General features: G+C 72.2%; 22 protein-coding genes. 18 read left to right on the forward strand and 4 right to left on the reverse strand.

Annotated features, from left to right (window positions below):
- Position 1 precedes the first annotated feature (1 nt).
- Positions 2-229, forward strand: coding sequence for a biotin synthase auxiliary protein BsaP (gene bsaP, locus AWC30_RS02570; protein ID WP_085108409.1), 228 nt, complete (start codon positions 2-4; stop codon positions 227-229).
- Positions 226-846: a DUF2567 domain-containing protein gene (locus AWC30_RS02575; RefSeq protein ID WP_207568384.1), complete on the forward strand. Its 621-nt coding sequence runs from the start codon at positions 226-228 to the stop codon at positions 844-846. Before bsaP ends, AWC30_RS02575 begins: the two co-directional genes overlap by 4 nt.
- On the opposite strand, the gene AWC30_RS02580 is transcribed toward AWC30_RS02575, so the two are convergent.
- A complete protein-coding gene (locus AWC30_RS02580; protein WP_085108411.1) occupies positions 797-2146 on the reverse strand; it encodes a lipase family protein in 1350 nt (449 codons plus the stop codon). The genes AWC30_RS02575 and AWC30_RS02580 overlap by 50 nt on opposite strands.
- A 55-nt stretch (positions 2147-2201) precedes the next feature.
- Positions 2202-2912, reverse strand: coding sequence for an NUDIX hydrolase (locus AWC30_RS02585; protein WP_085108413.1), 711 nt, complete (start codon positions 2910-2912; stop codon positions 2202-2204).
- Positions 2913-2957: 45 nt separating this feature from the next.
- Here AWC30_RS02585 and nadA point away from each other — a divergent pair, with 45 nt between their 5' ends.
- The 3 genes from nadA to nadC are packed head-to-tail and all read left to right on the forward strand — an operon-like array spanning position 2958 to position 6435.
- Complete coding sequence (gene nadA / locus AWC30_RS02590; protein WP_085108414.1) at positions 2958-4013, forward strand: quinolinate synthase NadA; 1056 nt, start codon at positions 2958-2960, stop codon at positions 4011-4013.
- Entirely contained in the window at positions 4010-5578 is a 1569-nt protein-coding gene (locus AWC30_RS02595) for an L-aspartate oxidase (protein ID WP_085108416.1), read from the forward strand. The genes nadA and AWC30_RS02595 overlap by 4 nt, the downstream gene beginning before the upstream one ends.
- The gene (gene nadC / locus AWC30_RS02600) at positions 5578-6435 is read left to right on the forward strand and encodes a carboxylating nicotinate-nucleotide diphosphorylase (protein WP_085108418.1); all 858 of its coding nucleotides are present in this window, start codon (positions 5578-5580) and stop codon (positions 6433-6435) included. Before AWC30_RS02595 ends, nadC begins: the two co-directional genes overlap by 1 nt.
- Positions 6436-6450: 15 nt before the next feature.
- Here nadC and AWC30_RS02605 read toward each other — a convergent pair whose 3' ends face one another.
- A complete protein-coding gene (locus AWC30_RS02605) occupies positions 6451-6864 on the reverse strand; it encodes a nitroreductase family deazaflavin-dependent oxidoreductase (RefSeq protein WP_085108651.1) in 414 nt (137 codons plus the stop codon).
- Positions 6865-6959: 95 nt separating this feature from the next.
- On the opposite strand from AWC30_RS02605, the gene hisD reads away from it, so the two are divergent.
- The 8 genes from hisD to hisI are packed head-to-tail and all read left to right on the forward strand — an operon-like array spanning position 6960 to position 13413.
- A complete protein-coding gene (hisD, locus tag AWC30_RS02610; protein ID WP_085108420.1) occupies positions 6960-8312 on the forward strand; it encodes a histidinol dehydrogenase in 1353 nt (450 codons plus the stop codon).
- Positions 8309-9445 (forward strand): histidinol-phosphate transaminase, encoded by a 1137-nt coding sequence (locus AWC30_RS02615; protein WP_085108422.1) that lies wholly within the window; start codon positions 8309-8311, stop codon positions 9443-9445. Before hisD ends, AWC30_RS02615 begins: the two co-directional genes overlap by 4 nt.
- The gene (gene hisB / locus AWC30_RS02620) at positions 9442-10071 is read left to right on the forward strand and encodes an imidazoleglycerol-phosphate dehydratase HisB (RefSeq protein ID WP_085108424.1); all 630 of its coding nucleotides are present in this window, start codon (positions 9442-9444) and stop codon (positions 10069-10071) included. Before AWC30_RS02615 ends, hisB begins: the two co-directional genes overlap by 4 nt.
- Positions 10068-10697: an imidazole glycerol phosphate synthase subunit HisH gene (gene hisH, locus AWC30_RS02625; RefSeq protein ID WP_165756415.1), complete on the forward strand. Its 630-nt coding sequence runs from the start codon at positions 10068-10070 to the stop codon at positions 10695-10697. The genes hisB and hisH overlap by 4 nt, the downstream gene beginning before the upstream one ends.
- A 16-nt stretch (positions 10698-10713) precedes the next feature.
- Entirely contained in the window at positions 10714-11460 is a 747-nt protein-coding gene (priA, locus tag AWC30_RS02630) for a bifunctional 1-(5-phosphoribosyl)-5-((5-phosphoribosylamino)methylideneamino)imidazole-4-carboxamide isomerase/phosphoribosylanthranilate isomerase PriA (protein ID WP_085108426.1), read from the forward strand.
- Between the two features lie 6 nt (positions 11461-11466).
- Positions 11467-12282 (forward strand): inositol monophosphatase family protein, encoded by an 816-nt coding sequence (locus AWC30_RS02635; protein ID WP_085108428.1) that lies wholly within the window; start codon positions 11467-11469, stop codon positions 12280-12282.
- A 1-nt stretch (position 12283) separates the two neighbouring features.
- Entirely contained in the window at positions 12284-13069 is a 786-nt protein-coding gene (gene hisF / locus AWC30_RS02640; RefSeq protein ID WP_085108430.1) for an imidazole glycerol phosphate synthase subunit HisF, read from the forward strand.
- Complete coding sequence (gene hisI / locus AWC30_RS02645) at positions 13066-13413, forward strand: phosphoribosyl-AMP cyclohydrolase (protein WP_085108432.1); 348 nt, start codon at positions 13066-13068, stop codon at positions 13411-13413. Before hisF ends, hisI begins: the two co-directional genes overlap by 4 nt.
- 41 nt (positions 13414-13454) lie before the next feature.
- On the opposite strand, the gene AWC30_RS02650 is transcribed toward hisI, so the two are convergent.
- Entirely contained in the window at positions 13455-14324 is an 870-nt protein-coding gene (locus tag AWC30_RS02650; RefSeq protein ID WP_085108434.1) for an alpha/beta fold hydrolase, read from the reverse strand.
- 161 nt (positions 14325-14485) lie between these two features.
- On the opposite strand from AWC30_RS02650, the gene AWC30_RS02655 reads away from it, so the two are divergent.
- The 5 genes from AWC30_RS02655 to AWC30_RS02670 all read left to right on the forward strand — a co-directional run bounded on the left by AWC30_RS02655 (position 14486) and on the right by AWC30_RS02670 (position 18121).
- On the forward strand, positions 14486-15604 hold the full coding sequence (locus tag AWC30_RS02655; RefSeq protein ID WP_085108436.1) for an HNH endonuclease signature motif containing protein: 1119 nt from the start codon (positions 14486-14488) through the stop codon (positions 15602-15604).
- Positions 15605-15629: 25 nt separating this feature from the next.
- Positions 15630-17063 (forward strand): recombinase family protein, encoded by a 1434-nt coding sequence (locus tag AWC30_RS02660; RefSeq protein WP_085108438.1) that lies wholly within the window; start codon positions 15630-15632, stop codon positions 17061-17063.
- Complete coding sequence (locus AWC30_RS17505) at positions 17060-17452, forward strand: hypothetical protein (RefSeq protein ID WP_133053641.1); 393 nt, start codon at positions 17060-17062, stop codon at positions 17450-17452. Before AWC30_RS02660 ends, AWC30_RS17505 begins: the two co-directional genes overlap by 4 nt.
- A gap of 118 nt (positions 17453-17570) precedes the next feature.
- Positions 17571-17807, forward strand: coding sequence for a hypothetical protein (locus AWC30_RS02665; RefSeq protein WP_085108439.1), 237 nt, complete (start codon positions 17571-17573; stop codon positions 17805-17807).
- Positions 17798-18121 (forward strand): hypothetical protein, encoded by a 324-nt coding sequence (locus tag AWC30_RS02670; RefSeq protein ID WP_234807908.1) that lies wholly within the window; start codon positions 17798-17800, stop codon positions 18119-18121. The genes AWC30_RS02665 and AWC30_RS02670 overlap by 10 nt, the downstream gene beginning before the upstream one ends.

An 18121-nucleotide genomic window follows, 5' to 3' on the forward strand; every position in this document is an offset into this window, starting at 1 on the left:
GATGCTCGCTGAGCTGCCCGCCCCGGTGGGCGCCGGGGTCTACAACGTCTACACCGGCGGGCCGGCGGGGTCCAGCCTGCCCACCGCCGCCCAGCTCGGTCTCGAACCGCCGCGGTACTGCGCCGGGTGCGGCAGGCGGATGGTCGTGCAGGTGCGTCCGGACGGCTGGCGGGCCCGCTGCGCCCGGCACGGCGAGGTCGACTCCGCCGAGCTGGACCCGCGCCGGTGACCGCGCCGCCGCGCGTCCCGCGCGCCCGCGCGCTGAGCATCGTGATCGGCGGGTTGGCGGCGGCGGGGGTCGCGGTCGGCGGCCTGTGGGCCTGGCTGGCCCCGCCGGTGCACGGGGTGGTGGCGCTGGCCCGCAGCGGCGAGCGCATCCACGCCTACCTGGGCAACGAGCACGACCACTTCTTCGACGCCGCGTTCCTGATGCTGGGCATGCTGGTGGCGGTCGCGGTGGTGGCGGCCGCCGCGGTGTGGCAGTGGCGCGCGCACCGCGGCCCGGCCATGGTGGTGGCGTTCTCGGCGGGCACGGTCGGCGCCGGGGTGCTGGCCACCGTCGTCGGTGAGCTGCTGGTCGCGGCGCGCTACGGCACCGTCGACGTCGCCGCCGCCCCGGTCACCCCCGATGACCGGATCTGGTACTTCACCCAGGCGCCGGGCGCCTTCTTCGGGCCGCTGCCGCTGCAGCTGGCGACCACCGTGGTGCTGCCCGCGGCGGCCGGGGCGCTGGCGTACGCGGTCGGGGTGGTCGCCGCGGTGCGCGACGACCTGGGCGCCTACCCGCCCGAGCCGCTCACAGCGGGCGCCGGCGGACCGCCCGCCCGGTCAGCAGCTGCGCGCTGACCACCGCCAGCCGGGCCATGCCCTGGTAGGTGGCCGGGTTGAACAGCGCCGGCCACCGGGTGCGCTCCCGGCGTTCGTCGTGCGGCCGGCCGGCGAACCGGTCGGTCAGCCAGCGCAGCGACATCGGCGCCGACAGTGGATGCAGCAGCAGGTGCTCGCAGAACGCGTCGCGGTGGTAGGTGACGTGCGCGCCGCCGGCCCGGTAGGTGTCGGCGAGGGTGTCGATGTCGTCGACGCCGATGATCGGGTCGTGCACCGCCTGCACCAGCAGCACCGGCGGGGCCGGGGTCTGCACGCCGAGGCGGGTGTGGTGGAACACGTGCTGCACCGCGGGCAGGCTCAGCACCTGCTCCAGCGGCCAGTCGATGTAGTCGTCCATGTCGGTGCCGTGCAGCCGCAGCAGCGCCCCGATCGTGGTCATCGACTCCAGCGAGCGCAGCAGCCGGTGACCGTCCTCGGTGGCGTGCTCGTCGATCACCTCGCGCAGGCCGGGGTAGCGGTGGCTCAGCGCGGCGATCACCAGCGCGGGCAGCGCGGCGAACAGGGTGCCGTTGAGCCGGCGGAAGGTGTGGCCGAGGTCGCCGACCGGGGAGCCGAGCACCGCCCCGGCGATCTCGAGTTCGGGGGCGTACTGACCGCACAGTTCGGCGGCCCAGGCGCTGGCCAGCCCGCCGCCGGAGTAGCCCCACAGCCCGATCGGGGCGTCGGCGGGCAGCGCGAGACGCTCACACGAGAGCGCGGCGCGCAGCCCGTCGAGTACCCGGTAGCCGGGTTCGTAGGGTGAGCCCCACAAGCCGCTGAGGCCCTCGTGGTCGGGGACCGACACGGTCCAGCCCTCGGCGAGCGCGGCACCGATGAGCAGGAACTCCAACTGGGCCAGCGAGCCGAGCGCCTTGGCGCCGCGGCGCAGCGCGTAGGACGGGAAGCAGCGGGAGGTGAGCGCGTCGATCGCGCACTGGTAGGACAGCAGCGGGTGGGTCGCCCCGGGCGCCCGGTCGGCGGGCACCAGCACGGTGGTGACCGAGGCCTCCGGCTCACCGTTCATGTCCTGGGTCCGGTAGAGCAGCTGGATCGCGGTGGCGCGCACCGGGATTCGTCCCAGGAAGGCCGGTTGGACGTCGCGGCTGCGCAACACCGTGCCGGGCCGGGAGTGCTCGTAGCCGGCCGGCGGCAGATAGAACGGGTCGTCGGTGGGCAGCGGCGGTGCGTCCTTGCTGCGCGGGCTGGGCAGCTCCTCGTGCGGCGGTTGGCCGATCCATTCCGGTTTCCCGGCCGTCGCGGCGCTGCCCAACTCCATCAGCTGTCTCCCTTCGCGGGCCGGTGTCGGCCCGCAGACATTCTGACTTAAGAGGACGTTAAGAATCCAGTCGGGCCTCGCCGGGCGGGCGGAACGCGGCGAACTCGTCGGTGATGCGCAGCTCGGCGTCGCTGAACCGGTACAGCGCGGCCGGGCGCCCGCCGGACCGCCCGGACTGGGCGGTGGTGCCGGTGCGGCTGATCACCTTGCGCCGGCTCAGCACCCGCTGCAGGTTGGTCGCGTCGACCTGGTAGCCCAGCGCCGCCTCGTAGACGTCACGCAGCGTGGAGACCGCGAATTCCGTTGGCGCCAAAGCGAACGCGATGTTGGTGTAGGACATCTTGGCGACCAGTCGGGCGCGAGCGTGGGCGACCATCGGCCCGTGGTCGAAGGCCATCCGCGGCAGGTCGGCCACCGGGTGCCAGCGGGTGTCCGACGGCAGCTCGGGCGTGGCGGGGGAGGGGACCAGCCCCAGGAAGGTGGCGGCCACGGTGCGCGGCCCGGGCATCCGGGCCGGGTCGGAGAACACCGCGAGTTGCTCCAGGTGGGCCAATTGTTGCAGGTCGACCTTCTCGGCCAGTTGGCGTGAGACCGAGCTGGTCAGGTCCTCGTCGTCGCGCAGCCGCCCGCCGGGCAGCGACCACGCGCCGCGGGCCGGTTCGCGGGCTCGCTGCCACAGCAGCACGCTGAGCTGGGGATTCGTCGTCTCCAGGTCGCGAACCTGGAACACGACGGCGAGCACCTCGTGGCGAGTGTTACCATAAACCATGTTTTCGATTGTAAGTCGAAAACCGCTCCAGCGGAAGGAACGGCGATGACGATCCTCAATCGCACCGAGACGGTCACCGCGGCCGAGCGCCTCGCGGCCCAGATCGTCGACACCCCGACCGGCTACGGCGGCGTCGAACCCGACCAACAGTGGGCCGAGGCGATCCGCGCGCTGGCGAAGGCCCGCAACGCCACGATCCTGGCGCACAACTACCAGCTGCCGGCCATCCAGGACATCGCCGACCACGTGGGGGACTCGCTGGCCCTGGCCCGCGCGGCGGCGGCCGCCGACGAGGACACCATCGTGTTCTGCGGGGTGCACTTCATGGCCGAGACCGCCAAGATCCTCAGCCCGGACAAGACCGTGCTCATCCCCGACCAGCGGGCGGGCTGCTCGCTGGCCGACTCCATCACCGCCGAGGACCTGGCCGAATGGAAGGCCGAACACCCCGGGGCGGTGGTGGTCTCCTACGTCAACACCACCGCGGCGGTCAAAGCCCTCACCGACTACTGCTGCACCTCGTCCAACGCGGTGGAGGTGGTCAACTCCATCGACCCCGACCGCGAGGTGCTGTTCTGCCCCGACCAGTTCCTCGGCGCGCACGTGCGCCGGCTCACCAACCGGGAGAACATGCACGTGTGGGCCGGCGAATGCCACGTGCACGCCGGCATCAACGGTGACGAGCTGACCGAGCAGACCCGCAACAACCCCGACGCCGAGCTGTTCGTGCACCCCGAGTGCGGCTGCGCCACCTCGGCGCTGTACCTGGCCGGGGAGGGCGCGGTGCCCGAGGAGCGGGTGAAGATCCTGTCCACCGGCGGCATGCTGGACGCCGCCCGGTCCACCGGCGCCAAACAGGTCCTGGTGGCCACCGAGGTCGGCATGCTCTACCAGCTGCGCAACGCCGCCCCCGACGTGGACTTCCGGGCGGTCAACGAGAAGGCGTCCTGCAAGTTCATGAAGATGATCACCCCGGCGGCGCTGCTGCGCTGCCTGCTCGAGGGCGCCGACGAGGTCGACGTCGACCCGGTCACCCGGGAGGCCGCCCTGGGCTCGGTGCAGCGCATGGTGGCGATCGGCCGGCCCGGCGGCGGCGAATGACGCTGCGCCCGGCCTGGCGCCAGCGGGTCGACGTCGCGGTCGTCGGCACCGGGGTGGCCGGGCTCGCGGCCGGACTGGCCGCGCACCGGGCCGGCGCCCGGGTGGTGGTGCTGACCAAGGCCGGCACCGGCCGGGAGGCCACCGCGACCCGCTACGCGCAGGGGGGCATCGCGGTGGTGGTGCCCGACACCGACGACTCGGTGGCCGCGCACGTCGCCGACACGCTGGCCGCCGGCGGCGGGCTGTGCGACCCCGACGCGGTGGGGTCCATCGTCGCCGACGGCTACCGCGCGGTGGCCGCGCTGGTCGCCGACGGCGCCCGCTTCGACACCGCGGGCACCGGCCGCTGGTCGCTCACCCGGGAGGGCGGGCACTCCCGGCGCCGCATCGTGCACGCCGGCGGTGACGCCACCGGCGCCGAGGTGCAGCGCGCCCTGGATTCCGCGGCGGCCGGGCTGGAGATCCGCACCGGGCACCTGGTGGTGGAGGTGCTGCACGACGCCGCCGTCACCGGCGTGCAGGTGCTCACCGCCGACGGCGTCGGGGTGATCGAGGCGCCGTCGGTCATCCTGGCCACCGGCGGGCTCGGCCAGCTCTACCGGGCCACCACCAACCCGGCGGTGGCCACCGCCGACGGCCTGGCCCTGGCGCTGACCGCCGGGGTGCCGGTCTCCGATGTGGAGTTCATCCAGTTCCACCCCACCATGCTGTTCGGCGGGCCGGGCGGTGCGCGCCGGCCGCTGGTCACCGAGGCGATCCGCGGCGAGGGCGCCCGGCTGGTCGACGCGCACGGCGACCCGGTCACCGCGGGCGTGCACCCGATGGGCGATCTGGCCCCGCGCGACGTGGTGGCCGCCGCGATCGACGCCCGGATGGCGGCCACCGGCGCCCCGTGCGTCTACCTCGACGCCCGCCACCTGCCCGCTGTGGCCGAGCGGTTCCCGACCGTGACCGCCGCCTGCCGCGCCATCGGCGTCGACCCGGCCCGCCAGCCGATCCCGGTGGTGCCCGGGGCGCACTACAGCTGCGGCGGGGTGCGCACCGACGTGGCCGGGCGCACGGCGCTGCCGGGCCTGTTCGCCGCCGGCGAGGTGGCCCGCACCGGGATGCACGGCGCCAACCGGCTGGCCTCCAACAGCCTGCTCGAGGGCCTGGTGGTCGGGGAGCGCGCCGGCCGCGCCGCCGCCGCGCACGCCCGGGGCGCCGGTGGGGCGCACGCGGTCTGGCTGGAGCCGCCGCACCGCGCGGTGCTGCCCCGCGCCGAACTGCAGCAGGCGATGGCCCGGGACGCCTCGGTGGTGCGCGACGCCGCCGGCCTGGACCGGCTCGCCGCCGTGCTGGGCGCCGCCGAGACCCGGCCGGTGCGCAGCCGCGCCGACGTCGAGGACAGTGCGCTGACCCTGGCCGCCCGCGCGGTGCTGGCCGCGGCGTCCGCGCGCACCGAGAGCCGCGGCTGCCACCACCGCCGCGACCACCCCGACCCGGACCCCGCACAGGCGGTGAGCATCGACATCCGGGCCCACGGCCTGGCCGTCGGCGCCGCGGCGACGGTGGCGGTGGCGTGATGGCGCTGACCGAACTCGAGTTCGCCGAGGCCCGCGCCGTCATCGGCCGCGCCCTCGACGAGGACCTGCGCTACGGCCCGGACATCACCACGCTGGCCACCGTGGAGGAGGGGGCGATGGCCACGGCCTCGCTGGTCACCCGCGCCCCCGGGGTGATCGCCGGGGTGGATCTGGCGCTGGTGGTGCTGCACGAGGTGCTCGGCCCGGAGGGCTTCCGCATCGTCGACCGGATCGAGGACGGCGCCCGGGTGGACGCCGGGGCGCCGCTGCTGACCGTGGAGGCGCTGACCCTGGGGCTGCTCACCGCCGAACGCACCCTGCTGAACCTGGTGTGCCACCTGTCCGGGGTGGCCACCGCCACCGCCGCCTGGGTGGACGCGGTGAGCGGCACCAAGGCCCGCATCCGCGACACCCGCAAGACCCTGCCCGGGCTGCGCGCCCTGCAGAAGTACGCGGTGCGGGTCGGCGGCGGCGTCAACCACCGGATGGGGCTCGGCGACGCCGCGCTGATCAAGGACAACCACGTCGCGGCCGCCGGTTCGGTGGTGGCCGCGCTGCGCGCCGTCCGCGAGACCGCCCCCACCGTGCCCTGCGAGGTGGAGGTGGACTCCCTCGAACAACTCGACGAGGTGCTCGCCGAGGAGGTCGAGTTGGTGCTGCTGGACAATTTCCCGGTCTGGCAGACCCAGGTCGCGGTGCAGCGCCGCGACACCAGGGCACCGGGGGTGCTGCTGGAGTCCTCCGGCGGGCTGGAGCTGGACACCGCCGCCGAATACGCGGCGACCGGCGTCGACTACCTGGCCGTGGGGGCGCTCACCCACTCGGTGCGGGTGCTCGACATCGGCCTGGACATGTGAAGCGGACGGGCCCGCTCAGCCGGCGATGTCGGCGACCAGCACCGCCGCGCGGCGGCCCTGCAGCCGCACCGCCCACGGCAGCCCTTCACCGGCGGCGCCGGCCGGGATGATCCGCGGGCTGGTCAGGTGCAGTTCCCGGCGGAACAGCTGGACGTCGGCCTCACCGGCGGCCAGCACGTTCTTGACCCAGTCGGCCTTGCCATGGCCCAGGACGATCGCCATCAGGTCGCCCTTGCGGTAGGTGGTGACCACCGTCTCGTAGGGCTTGCCGGACTTGCGGCCACGATGCTTGATGACCGCGGTGCCGGGCAGGTAGCGCGCCACCGGCCGCACCAGCGGGTTCATGTACTTCATCTGCAGCCGGTCCAGCCAGGGCGGGAACAGCACCGGCACTCCGGGGGTGCTCTGCGGGAGGTTCTTCGCGGCCACGGCGACTCCGTTCACGATCGGGCGGTGGCCCCACCCTACCCCCGGGCCCGGTCGCACGCCCCGCGCCGAAAACTCGATTGAGCTGCTCTGGGACAATGGTCGACGTGACCGAATCCCCGCCGCCGCCCGTCCAGATGGCCCGCGTCGACCTGCGCGGGCAGCGCCTGTCGCAGGCCCGGCTGCGCGGCGTGCTGCCCCGCGGCGGCGTCGACGTCGACGCGGTGCTGCCCCGGGTGCGGCCCATCGTCGAGGCGGTCGCCGAGCGTGGGGCCGCCGCCGCCTTGGACTTCGGGGCGGACTTCGACGGCGTGCGCCCGGCTGCGGTGCGGGTGCCCGCCGCCGCTCTGACCGAGGCGCTCGACCGGCTCGACCCGCCGGTGCGCGCGGCGCTGGAGCTGGCGATCGAGCGGGCCCGCGCCGTGCACGCCGACCAGCGCCGCCCCGACGTCACCACCACGCTCGGGCCGGGCGCCACCGTCACCGAACGCTGGGTGCCGGTGCAGCGGGTGGGCCTGTACGTGCCCGGCGGGACCGCGGTCTACCCGTCCAGCGTGCTGATGAACGTGGTGCCCGCCCAGCTCGCCGGCGTCGAATCCCTGGTGGTGGCCAGCCCGCCGCAGGCCGACTTCGACGGCCTGCCACACCCGACGGTGCTGGCCGCGGCCGCCCTGCTCGGGGTGACCGAGGTGTGGGCGGTCGGCGGCGCGCAGGCGGTGGCGCTGCTGGCCTACGGCGGCACCGACACCGACGACACCGAACTCGCGCCGGTCGACATGATCACCGGCCCGGGCAACATCTACGTCACCGCCGCCAAGCGGCTGTGCCGCTCGCGGGTCGGCATCGACGCCGAGGCCGGACCCACCGAGATCGCGATCCTGGCCGACGCCACCGCCGACCCGGCGCTGCTGGCCGCCGACCTGATCAGCCAGGGCGAGCACGACGAGATGGCCGCCGGGGTGCTGGTCACCGCGAGCACCGCGCTGGCCGACGCGGTGGACGCCGAGATGTACGCGCAGCTGCGCACGACCGTGCACGCGGCGCGGGTCAGCGCCGCGCTGACCGGGCCCCAGTCCGCGATCGTGCTGGTCGACGACCTGGACGCAGGCGTCGAGGTGGTCAACGCCTACGCCGCCGAGCACCTGGAGATCCAGACCGCCGACGCCGCGGCCGTCGCGGCCCGGATCCGTTCGGCCGGAGCGATTTTCGTCGGCCCCTACGCCCCGGTCTCGTTGGGCGACTACTGCGCGGGCTCCAACCATGTGCTGCCCACCGCCGGTTCGGCCCGCTACGCCAGCGGCCTGTCGGTACAGACCTTTCTGCGCGGCATCCACGTGGTGGACTACGACGAGGCCGCCCTCAAAGAGGTCAGTGGCGCGGTGCTGGCCCTCGCCGCCGCCGAGGACCTGCCCGCCCACGGCGAGGCGGTGCGACGGAGGTTCCAGCCATGACCGGCCAGCGCGTCGGGCTCGACGATCTGCCGCTGCGCGACGACCTGCGGGGCAAAACCCCGTACGGCGCACCGCAACTCGACGTTCCGGTGCGGCTGAACACCAACGAGAACCCGCACCCGCCGAGCCGGGCACTGGTCGACGACGTCGCCGCCTCGGTACGCTCCGCGGCCGCCGACCTGCACCGCTACCCGGACCGCGACGCGGTGGCGCTGCGCACCGACCTGGCGGCGTATCTGGCCGGGCAGACCGGCGTCGCACTGACGGCGGCGAACATCTGGGCGGCCAACGGCTCCAACGAGATCCTGCAGCAGTTGCTGCAGGCGTTCGGCGGGCCGGGCCGCAGCGCGATCGGTTTCGTGCCGTCGTATTCGATGCACCCGATCATCGCCGACGCGACCCAGACCGAGTGGCTGGAGGCGCGCCGGGCCGACGACTTCGGCATCGACATCGACGTCGCCGTCGCCGCGATCGAGCAACGCCGCCCCGACGTGGTCTTCCTCGCCAGCCCGAACAACCCGTCCGGGCAGAGCCTGACCGCCGCCGAGCTGGGCCGGCTGCTCGACGCCGCACCGGGGGTCGTCATCGTCGACGAGGCCTACGGCGAGTTCTCCGCCGCACCCAGCGCGGTCGCGCTCATCGAGCGCCACCCGGCCAAGCTCATCGTGACCCGCACCATGAGCAAGGCGTTCGCCTTCGCCGGCGGGCGGTTGGGCTACCTGGTGGCCGACCCGGCCGTGATCGACGCGATGCTGCTGGTGCGGCTGCCCTATCACCTCTCGGCGCTGACCCAGGCCGCCGCCCGCGCGGCGCTGCGGCACGCCGACGACACCCTGGGCAGCGTGGCCACCCTGATCGCCGAACGGGAGCGGGTGAGCGCCGCGCTGACCGCGTTGGGGTTCCGGGTGATCCCCAGCGACGCCAACTTCGTGCTGTTCGGCGCCTTCGGCGACGCCCCGGCCAGCTGGCAGCGCTACCTCGACGCCGGCATCCTCATCCGCGACGTCGGGATTCCGGGCTACCTGCGGGCCACCATCGGGCTGGCCGCCGAGAACGACGCCCTGCTCGACGCCAGCGGTCAGCTGGCCGCCACCGACCTGACCTCAGCCGCAACCGTGAAGGAGCCCTCGTGACCGAGTCAGCCGCGACCGACCGCCGTCGGGCCCGGGTGGAACGCGCCACCCGCGAATCCGAGATCGCCGTGGAACTGGACCTCGACGGCACCGGCGACGTGCACGTCGACACCGGGGTCCCGTTCTTCGACCACATGCTCACCGCGCTGGGCAGCCACGCCAGCTTCGACCTGACCGTGCGCGCCACCGGCGACGTCGACATCGAGGCGCACCACACCGTCGAGGACACCGCGATCGTGCTCGGCCAGGCGCTGGGACAAGCGCTGGGGGACAAGCGGGGGATCCGCCGGTTCGGCGACGCGTTCATCCCGATGGACGAGACGCTGGCGCACGCCGTCGTCGACGTCTCCGGCCGGCCCTACTGCGTGCACACCGGGGAGCCGGAACACCTGCTGCACACCACGATCGCGGGCAGCGCGGTGCCGTACCACACCGTGATCAACCGGCACGTGTTCGAGACGCTGGCCAACAACGCCCGCATCGCGCTGCACGTGCGGGTGCTCTACGGCCGCGACCCGCACCACATCACCGAGGCGCAGTACAAGGCGGTGGCGCGGGCGCTGCGCCAGGCGGTGGAGCCCGACCCGCGGGTCAGCGGCGTGCCGTCCACCAAAGGCGCCCTGTGACCGGTCCGACCGGACCGTCGGTGGTGGTGCTCGACTACGGGTCGGGCAACCTGCGTTCGGCGCAACGCGCCCTGGAACGGGCCGGTGCCCGGGTCAGCGTCACCGCCGACGCCGCGGCGGCCGGCGCCGCCGACGGGCTGGTGGTGCCCGGCGTCGGGGCGTTCGCGGCCTGCATGGCCGGGCTGCTGGACATCGGCGGGGACCGGATCATCGCCGACCGGCTCGCGGCCGGGCGCCCGGTGCTGGGCGTCTGTGTGGGCATGCAGATCCTGTTCGCCCGCGGGGTGGAGTTCGGCGTCGAGACCGCCGGCTGCGGCCGCTGGCCCGGCTCGGTGACTCGGCTGGACGCACCGGTCATCCCGCACATGGGCTGGAACACCGTCGACGCCGCCGCCGGCAGCACACTGCTGCACGGCATCGCGGCGGGCACCCGGTTCTACTTCGTGCACTCCTACGCCGCCCAGACCTGGACCGGCGCGCCCGACGCACGGGTGAGCTGGACCACCCACCACACCCGGTTCGTGGCCGCGGTGGAGGACGGGCCGTTGGCCGCCACCCAGTTCCACCCGGAGAAGAGCGGCGACGCCGGTGCGCGGCTGCTGCGCAACTGGGTCGGCGGGCTGTGAGTTAGGGTCGGTTCCCGTGGCGCTCATTCTTCTTCCCGCGGTCGATGTGGTCGACGGCCGTGCCGTGCGGCTGGTGCAGGGCAAGGCCGGCAGCGAGACCGAATACGGTTCGGCGCTGGAGGCCGCGCTGGGCTGGCAACGCGATGGCGCCGAGTGGATCCACCTGGTCGACCTGGACGCCGCGTTCGGGCGCGGCTCCAACCGCGAGCTGCTGGCCGAGGTCGTCGGCCGCCTCGACGTCAAGGTCGAGCTCTCCGGCGGCATCCGCGACGACGACTCGCTGGCCGCGGCGCTGGCCACCGGCTGTGCCCGGATCAATCTGGGAACCGCCGCGCTGGAGAACCCGCAGTGGTGCTCGCGGGTGCTGGCCGAGCACGGCGACCGGATCGCGGTCGGGCTCGACGTGCAGATCGACCGCGGCAATCCGGACGGTGAGCACCGGCTGCGCGGCCGCGGCTGGGAGAGCGACGGCGGGGAGCTGTGGCCGGTGCTCGAACGCCTGGACAGCGAGGGCTGTTCGCGTTTCGTGGTCACCGACGTCACCAAGGACGGCACCCTGGAGGGACCGAACCTGGATCTGCTGCGCAACGTCGCCGAATGCACCGACGCGCCGGTGATCGCCTCCGGCGGGGTGTCCAGCCTCGACGACCTGCGGGCGATCGCCGAACTCACGGAATCCGGGGTGGAGGGCGCGATCGTCGGCAAGGCGCTCTACGCGGGCCGGTTCACCCTGCCGCAAGCCCTGTTAGCGGTGCGGGAGTAGACCCCGGTGGCGCCCGACACCGCCCAACTCAACGCCCTGGTGACCGAGGCGTCGCGCATCCTCGACGACGCGAGCGAACCGTTCCTGGCCGGGCACCGCGCGGACTCCGCGATCCGCAAGAACGGCAACGACTTCGCCACCGAGGTGGACCTGGCCATCGAACGCCAGGTGACCGACGCGCTCACCGCGGCGACCGGAATCGGGGTGCACGGCGAGGAATTCGGCGGCACGCCCATCGATGCGCCGCTGGTGTGGGTGCTCGACCCGATCGACGGGACCTTCAACTACGCCGCGGGCTCGCCGATGGCGGGCATCCTGCTCGGGCTGCTGCACGACGGTGAACCGGTGGCCGGACTGACCTGGCTGCCGTTCACCGGTCAGCGCTACACCGCGGTGACCGGTGGGCCGCTGCGCGACAACGGCGTTGAACGTCCGGCGCTGACCAACGGCGCACTGTCCGACGCGATCGTCGGGATCGGCACCTTCAACGTCGACTGGCGCGGCCGGTTCCCGGGCCGCTACCGGCTGGCCATCCTGGAGAACCTCAGCCGGGTCACCTCTCGGCCCCGCATGCACGGCGCCACCGGTATCGACCTCGCCTACGTGGCCGACGGGATCCTCGGCGGGGCGATCAGTTTCGGCGATCACATCTGGGACCACGCGGCCGGGGTCGCGCTGGTGCGCGCCGCCGGCGGCGTCGTCACCGACCTGGCCGGAGCGTCGTGGACCGCCACGTCGCGCTCGGCGCTGGCCGCCGCACCCGGTGTGCACGAACAGATCCTGGACATCCTGCACCGCACCGGAACACCGGAGGACTACTGAGATGAGTACCGCCAACGACGTCGCCGTTCGGGTGATCCCGTGCCTGGACGTCGACGACGGCCGGGTGGTCAAGGGCGTCAACTTCGCCAACCTGCGCGACGCCGGCGACCCGGTCGAACTCGCCGCGCGTTACGACGCGGAGGGCGCCGACGAGCTGACCTTCCTGGACGTCACCGCGTCGTCCTCCGGGCGGGCCACCATGCTCGACGTGGTCCGCCACACCGCCGAGCAGGTGTTCATCCCGCTGACCGTCGGCGGCGGGGTGCGCAGCGTCGCCGACGTGGACGCGCTGCTGCGGGCCGGGGCGGACAAGGTCTCGGTGAACACCGCTGCCATCGCCCGCCCCGAACTGCTGGCGGAACTGTCCCGGCAGTTCGGGTCGCAGTGCATCATGTTGTCGGTCGATGCGCGCACCGTGCCCGAGGGCGGCGAGCCGACCGCGTCGGGCTGGGAGGTCACCACCCACGGCGGGCGGCGCGGCACCGGCATCGACGCGATCGAGTGGGCGGTGCGCGGTGCGGAACTCGGGGTGGGGGAGATCCTGCTGAACTCGATGGACGCCGACGGCACCAAGGCGGGCTTCGACCTGCCGATGCTGGCCGCGGTCCGCGCGTCGGTGCGGGTTCCGGTGATCGCCAGCGGCGGCGCGGGCGCCGTGGAGCACTTCGCTCCCGCGGTGCGCGCCGGTGCGGACGCGGTGCTGGCCGCCAGTGTCTTCCACTTCGGGGAGCTGACCATCCCGCAGGTGAAGGCCGCGATGGCCGCCGACGGGATCCTGGTGCGATGACCGAGCTGGATCCGGGTATCGCCGCCCGGCTCAAACGCAACGCCGACGGGCTGTTCACCGCGGTGGTGACCGAGCGCGGCACCGGCGACGTGCTGATGGTGGCCTGGATGGACGATGCCGCGCTGGCCCGCACGCTGGCGACCCGGGAGGCGACCTATTTCTCCCGCTCGCGTGGCGAGCAGTGGGTCAAGGGCGCCACCTCCGGACACACCCAGCACGTGCACTCGGTGCGGCTGGACTGCGACGGCGACGCGGTGTTGCTGGTGGTCGACCAGGTGGGCGGGGCGTGCCACACCGGGGATCACAGCTGCTTCGACGCGGATGAGTTGCTGGGCCCGGAGTAGGGGAGGGCGACGGGCGAGGCGCCGCAACCGGCCGGCGCCCCTCACTCGGTGTGTTCGGTCCAGTGGCGAAGGAGCAGCGGCAGAAACTCATCGGCACGGTAGTCCGGGAAGTGCATCCGCGCACCGTCCAGCGTGGCGACTCCCGTGACACCGGGGATCAGGCGCTGCAGGCGTCGGGCCCACTTGACCGGGAAGAAGATGTCGCCGGTGCCCCAGACGAGCAGGGTGGGCACGGTCAGGCGGGCCAACTGCGGTCGCACCGCCACGAGGTCGTCGTTGGAGAGGGCCGACACCAGGCGCGAAAAAGACCGCGCGGCTTCCGTCGTCCCGAAAACCGGGCAATAGTAGGCGTCGACCACCTCTTTGGGTAGCCGGCCCGGGTGCGGGTAACCCGCCGTCAGACCGGCCAGCATGAGCCGGCGACTATCGGTGATGCGCGGCCCCAGCCTTGTTAGCAAACCCAGTCGGGCGGCGAGCGCGACCGGTGTGAACAGCAATGGTGGGGTGTTGCCCTCGGTGTCGCCATTGGTCAACGTGAAGGTTGACAACCTTTCGCTGGCGGTGGCGGCGACGATCTGCGCGACGGCGCCACCGGTGTCGTTGGCCACGAGATCGAATCGATCCAGGCCAAGATGGTCGCAGAGTTCGACGACGCGGCGGGCCAGCCCGGTCAGGGACACGTCCGAATCCGGGGCAGCGGCAGGCGAGTGCCCATGGCCGGGGAGGTCTAACGCGATGCAGCGCCGCCGGTCGCCGGCGGTTCCGCTCAGCACGTGTCGCCACAGCAGGCTGTTGGTGAGGATCCCGTGGATGAACACCGCTGGTCGGCCCTGGCCCACATCCAGATAGCTGATCGTTCCGGAATCGGTCGCAGCGCGGCGGCGGTGTGTCTCCAGTGTGGCGATGTCCATCGGCGCGGACCCTTCAACGCTCAGACGCCGGTGGCGCCGACTTCGCACTGCCCGGCATCGCGTGCGACGCAGCTACGATCCACTCAACCCGCTGGGCGGCCCGCTGTAAACAGGGCGATCGGGCCCACCCCGTGTCGGTGGAGCGCGCTATAATCGAACACATGTTCGATACATCAGCGTCGTCGCAGACCACGGCCGGTTTCACCGGTCGCGATGACGCCGCGGTGGTCGACATCATGAGCGCGGCGGCACGCCAGCAGAACGTCATGTGCGCCCGGGAGATGGCCGCCATGGGCGAGCTGTACGCCCGCCGCGCCCCCGAGAGCCAGACCGACAAGGAGCTGTGGGCTCTCGACGGTCACGCGGAACTGGTCGCGGAACTCTCCGCTGCGCTGCGGATCAGCCGGGGTCGCGCCCACCGGCGGCTGCAGTATGCGATCGCCCTGCGGGAGCGGCTGCCGCGTTTCGCCGAGGTTTTCGCCCGCGGGGATGTCGATTTTCGGGTGATGGCCGCCGTGGTGAACCGCACCGAGCTGGTCTACGACCCGGCCGTGGTCGCCAAATTGGACAAGGCGATCGCGGCGCACGCCGGCCGGTGGATGCGCCTCTCCGCGCCCAAGCTGGCCGAACGCATCGACATGTGGGTGGCCCGGTTCGACCCGGCCGGCACCCGCGTGCCGGGCGAGCGGAACGAGGACCGCTACGTGTCCATCGAGCCGATCGGCTCCGGCCTGGCCGGTGTCTGGGCGCAGCTGCACGGGGCCGACGGGGTCGCCCTCGACAGCCGCCTGGACGCGCTGGCCGGCACCGTCTGTCCCGACGACCCGCGTACCAAAAAGCAGCGCCGCGCCGACGCGTTGGGGGCGCTGGTCGCAGGCCTCGACGCGATGCGCTGCCTCTGCGGCTCACCGGACTGTGCTGCAGCCCGCCGTAGTCACGGCACCGAGATCGTCATCCATGTGCTGGCGGAACAGGCCGCCGTCAGCGGCGAGGCGGATGCGCCGGGCTATCTTCCCGGGTTCGGCCCGGTGCCACCGGCGATGCTGCGCCAACTGGCCCAGACCGCCAAGACCAAACCCTTGCTGCTGCCGCCGGCGTGCCCCGAACGCGGTTATCGGCCGTCGACAGCGCTGGCTGAGTTCATCCGGTGCCGCGACCTCACCTGCCGGTTCCCGGATTGCGACCAGCCGGCGGCGGTATGCCAGATCGACCACACCGTGCCCTGGCCGCTCGGCCCGACGCATCCGTCAAACCTGAAGCTGCTCTGCGTTTCCCATTAGCGATTGTCTGACGTACACTACACCCATGATGGTGACCGCGGCCATGTATCTCCGAATTTCTGCCGACCGCGCAGGCCAGAAGCTCGGCGTGGCCCGCCAGCGCGCCGACTGCGAGAAGTTGTGCGCCGAGAAAGGCTGGACCCCGGTCGAGTTCTGCGACAACGACGTGAGCGCCGCCAGCGGCAAGCCGCGACCGGCCTACGAGAAGATGCTGGCCGCCATCCGCGACGGCAGTATCGGCGCGGTGGTGGCATGGGATCTGGACCGCCTGCACCGCCGCCCCATCGAGCTAGAGAAGTTCATGGCCCTGGCCGATGAGCACCGCCTGGCCCTGGCAACGGTGTCCGGAGATGTTGACCTGTCCAACCCGCAAGGCCGGCTGATAGCCCGGTTGAAGGGCAACGTGGCGGCGCATGAAATCGAGCAGATGAGGGTGCGGATGGTTGCCGCTGGCCGGCAGCGCGCCGAGCGTGGCCTGCCGGAGTGGAAGCGGGCGTTCGGGTACTTCAGTGACACCCATCAGCCCGACCCGGTTACGGCGCCGTTGGTGAAGCAGGCATATGCGGCCATTCTGGCTGGCTCATCGCTGAACGAGGTCGCACGGCTGTTCAATGACGCCGGCGCCTACGGGCTGACCGGGAAACCGTGGACCGCCTCGACGGTGAGCCTGTTTCTGCGGGCTCCCCGCAACGCCGCGTTGCGGACCTACGGCGGGGAAATCATCGGCGCCGGCACCTGGCCCCCGCTGGTCGACGAGGACACCTGGCGGGCAGCGCAAGCCGTGCTGACCGCGCCGGGGCGCAAGCCGGGAAAGAAGTCCGTCCGCAAGCACCTGCTCACCGGCATGTTGACCTGCGGCAAATGCGGGCATCACCTTTCCGGGCAGTGGGTGATGCAACCGACCGGCGGCAAGCCTGGACGCCCGAAAGCTGGACAGGCGAAAGAGTCACACCCGGGGCAGGTCTCCCACGAAATCACCTATGCGTGCAAAGGCTGTCGCGGCAATTCGGTGCGCGCCAAACACATCGAGCCGATGGTCTACCGGCTGATTGCCGGCACCCTGGAGGCCCCCGACGCCGCCGACCTGCTGCGCGCCGAGCAGCACGATACCGCCGAGGCCGAGGCACTGCGTATCGAGAAATCGACACTGCTGGCCCGCCTCGATGAGATTGCCGATGAGCGCGCCGATGGCCTGCTGACCGGCGCCCAGGCCCGACGCGCCACCGACCGCATCACGGACAAACTTGCCGCTATCGAGCGCCGCCAGCACGACGCCGAGCGGCTGCGTGTGTTCGATGGCCTGCCGTTGGGGACACCTGATGTTGCTGCCGCCGTGAATGAGCTCTCACCCGACCGGCTGCGCGCTGTCATGGACGTGCTGATGCACGTCGTCGTGAGCCCGGTAGGCAAGGGCGGCAAAGAGTTCAAGCCCGAGCGGGTGAAGGTGGAGTGGCGATGATTGACAAAGATGCGACCGGTTGGGTAATCGTCGGTGTCTACTGCGACGGCACCGGAGACGACGGTGCGGCCACCCGGCACCGGCCGCAAGTGATTCAGAACTATCGGCGACTCGTCGACGTGGACGGCACCCGCACATGGGCACCCATCTACAGTGCTGCGGGCGAGAACGGGCCGCGGCACGCACGCCGGGACTGGCTCGATGCCGACGATAATCCGGCGCCCCCGTTCGATGCTGACGCTCGCCGCGCAAACGACACGTTCACCTGTGAGCAGTGCGGGTTCAATCTTCCGCGCCGCTGGGATGACATCGAGCGGACGCTAGACCAAGCCCATGCGGTCGGATGGGGTCAGGTCGTGTTGCGGCAGTGGGCAAACCGTCTGCGCTGACATGCGGCGGCCCGTTGCACCTACCACTTGTCGTTCATAGTTGGTACTCTGCGTACTGAGTCACTGACTCGAACCTCCTAAGGGAGGGGCATATTCTGCTGCCCTTCCGGAGGTACCAATGGCCGCGAGACCGGCCCCCCAGGTCGCCAAAGCCCGCTCCAATGTCGCTGTCCAATCCCGCACTCACGGACCCGACGCACCCCAAACCGTCGAAGCCCGCCGCGGCTTGCTCGAAGCGAAGACCGCCGACTACATCGAGCGGGTGCTGGCCCAGCGTCCCCCGCTGACCGATGAGCAGCGGACCCGCCTTGCCGAGCTGCTGCGCCCGGTGCGAGGTGGTGCGCCGTGCAGTTAGTCGCAACCCGCTCCGCCGGTGGAACGAACCTCACCGGCCAGAATCTCAACCTGATGGTCACGGCGGCGCATAAAGCGTTGGCCGACGCCGACGTGGAAATCGGACCGTCGAAGGTCGCTCGTATCGTTCGCCGGTTCGGCAGGGCTGCGGACCAGCACGGGATGACATTCCATGAGTTCCTGACGAACGAGGCGAATCTGACTCCGGCGCAGCGTCGGTCGGTCGTTGGTCACCCGGAGCTCGCCCGGGTCATCGCTTATGCCGACCCGACCGGTGAGACTGCTGTCAATCGCGTGATGCGGGGTGGTGCCTGA

It is taken from the genome of Mycolicibacillus trivialis (assembly GCF_002102395.1).
GTDB lineage: Bacteria > Actinomycetota > Actinomycetes > Mycobacteriales > Mycobacteriaceae > Mycobacterium > Mycobacterium triviale.

Excerpts from the sequence above, each read along its gene's own strand:
- bsaP (WP_085108409.1), top strand. The coding sequence starts at position 2 with ATGCTCGCTGAGCTGCCCGCCCCGGTGGGCGCCGGGGTCTACAACGTC.
- AWC30_RS02585 (WP_085108413.1), bottom strand. The coding sequence starts at position 2,912 with ATGGTTTATGGTAACACTCGCCACGAGGTGCTCGCCGTCGTGTTCCAG.
- nadA (WP_085108414.1), top strand. The coding sequence starts at position 2,958 with ATGACGATCCTCAATCGCACCGAGACGGTCACCGCGGCCGAGCGCCTC.
- AWC30_RS02595 (WP_085108416.1), top strand. The coding sequence starts at position 4,010 with ATGACGCTGCGCCCGGCCTGGCGCCAGCGGGTCGACGTCGCGGTCGTC.
- nadC (WP_085108418.1), top strand. The coding sequence starts at position 5,578 with ATGGCGCTGACCGAACTCGAGTTCGCCGAGGCCCGCGCCGTCATCGGC.
- hisD (WP_085108420.1), top strand. The coding sequence starts at position 6,960 with ATGGTCGACGTGACCGAATCCCCGCCGCCGCCCGTCCAGATGGCCCGC.
- AWC30_RS02615 (WP_085108422.1), top strand. The coding sequence starts at position 8,309 with ATGACCGGCCAGCGCGTCGGGCTCGACGATCTGCCGCTGCGCGACGAC.
- hisF (WP_085108430.1), top strand. The coding sequence starts at position 12,284 with ATGAGTACCGCCAACGACGTCGCCGTTCGGGTGATCCCGTGCCTGGAC.
- hisI (WP_085108432.1), top strand. The coding sequence starts at position 13,066 with ATGACCGAGCTGGATCCGGGTATCGCCGCCCGGCTCAAACGCAACGCC.
- AWC30_RS02650 (WP_085108434.1), bottom strand. The coding sequence starts at position 14,324 with ATGGACATCGCCACACTGGAGACACACCGCCGCCGCGCTGCGACCGAT.
- AWC30_RS02655 (WP_085108436.1), top strand. The coding sequence starts at position 14,486 with ATGTTCGATACATCAGCGTCGTCGCAGACCACGGCCGGTTTCACCGGT.
- AWC30_RS02660 (WP_085108438.1), top strand. The coding sequence starts at position 15,630 with ATGATGGTGACCGCGGCCATGTATCTCCGAATTTCTGCCGACCGCGCA.
- AWC30_RS17505 (WP_133053641.1), top strand. The coding sequence starts at position 17,060 with ATGATTGACAAAGATGCGACCGGTTGGGTAATCGTCGGTGTCTACTGC.
- AWC30_RS02665 (WP_085108439.1), top strand. The coding sequence starts at position 17,571 with ATGGCCGCGAGACCGGCCCCCCAGGTCGCCAAAGCCCGCTCCAATGTC.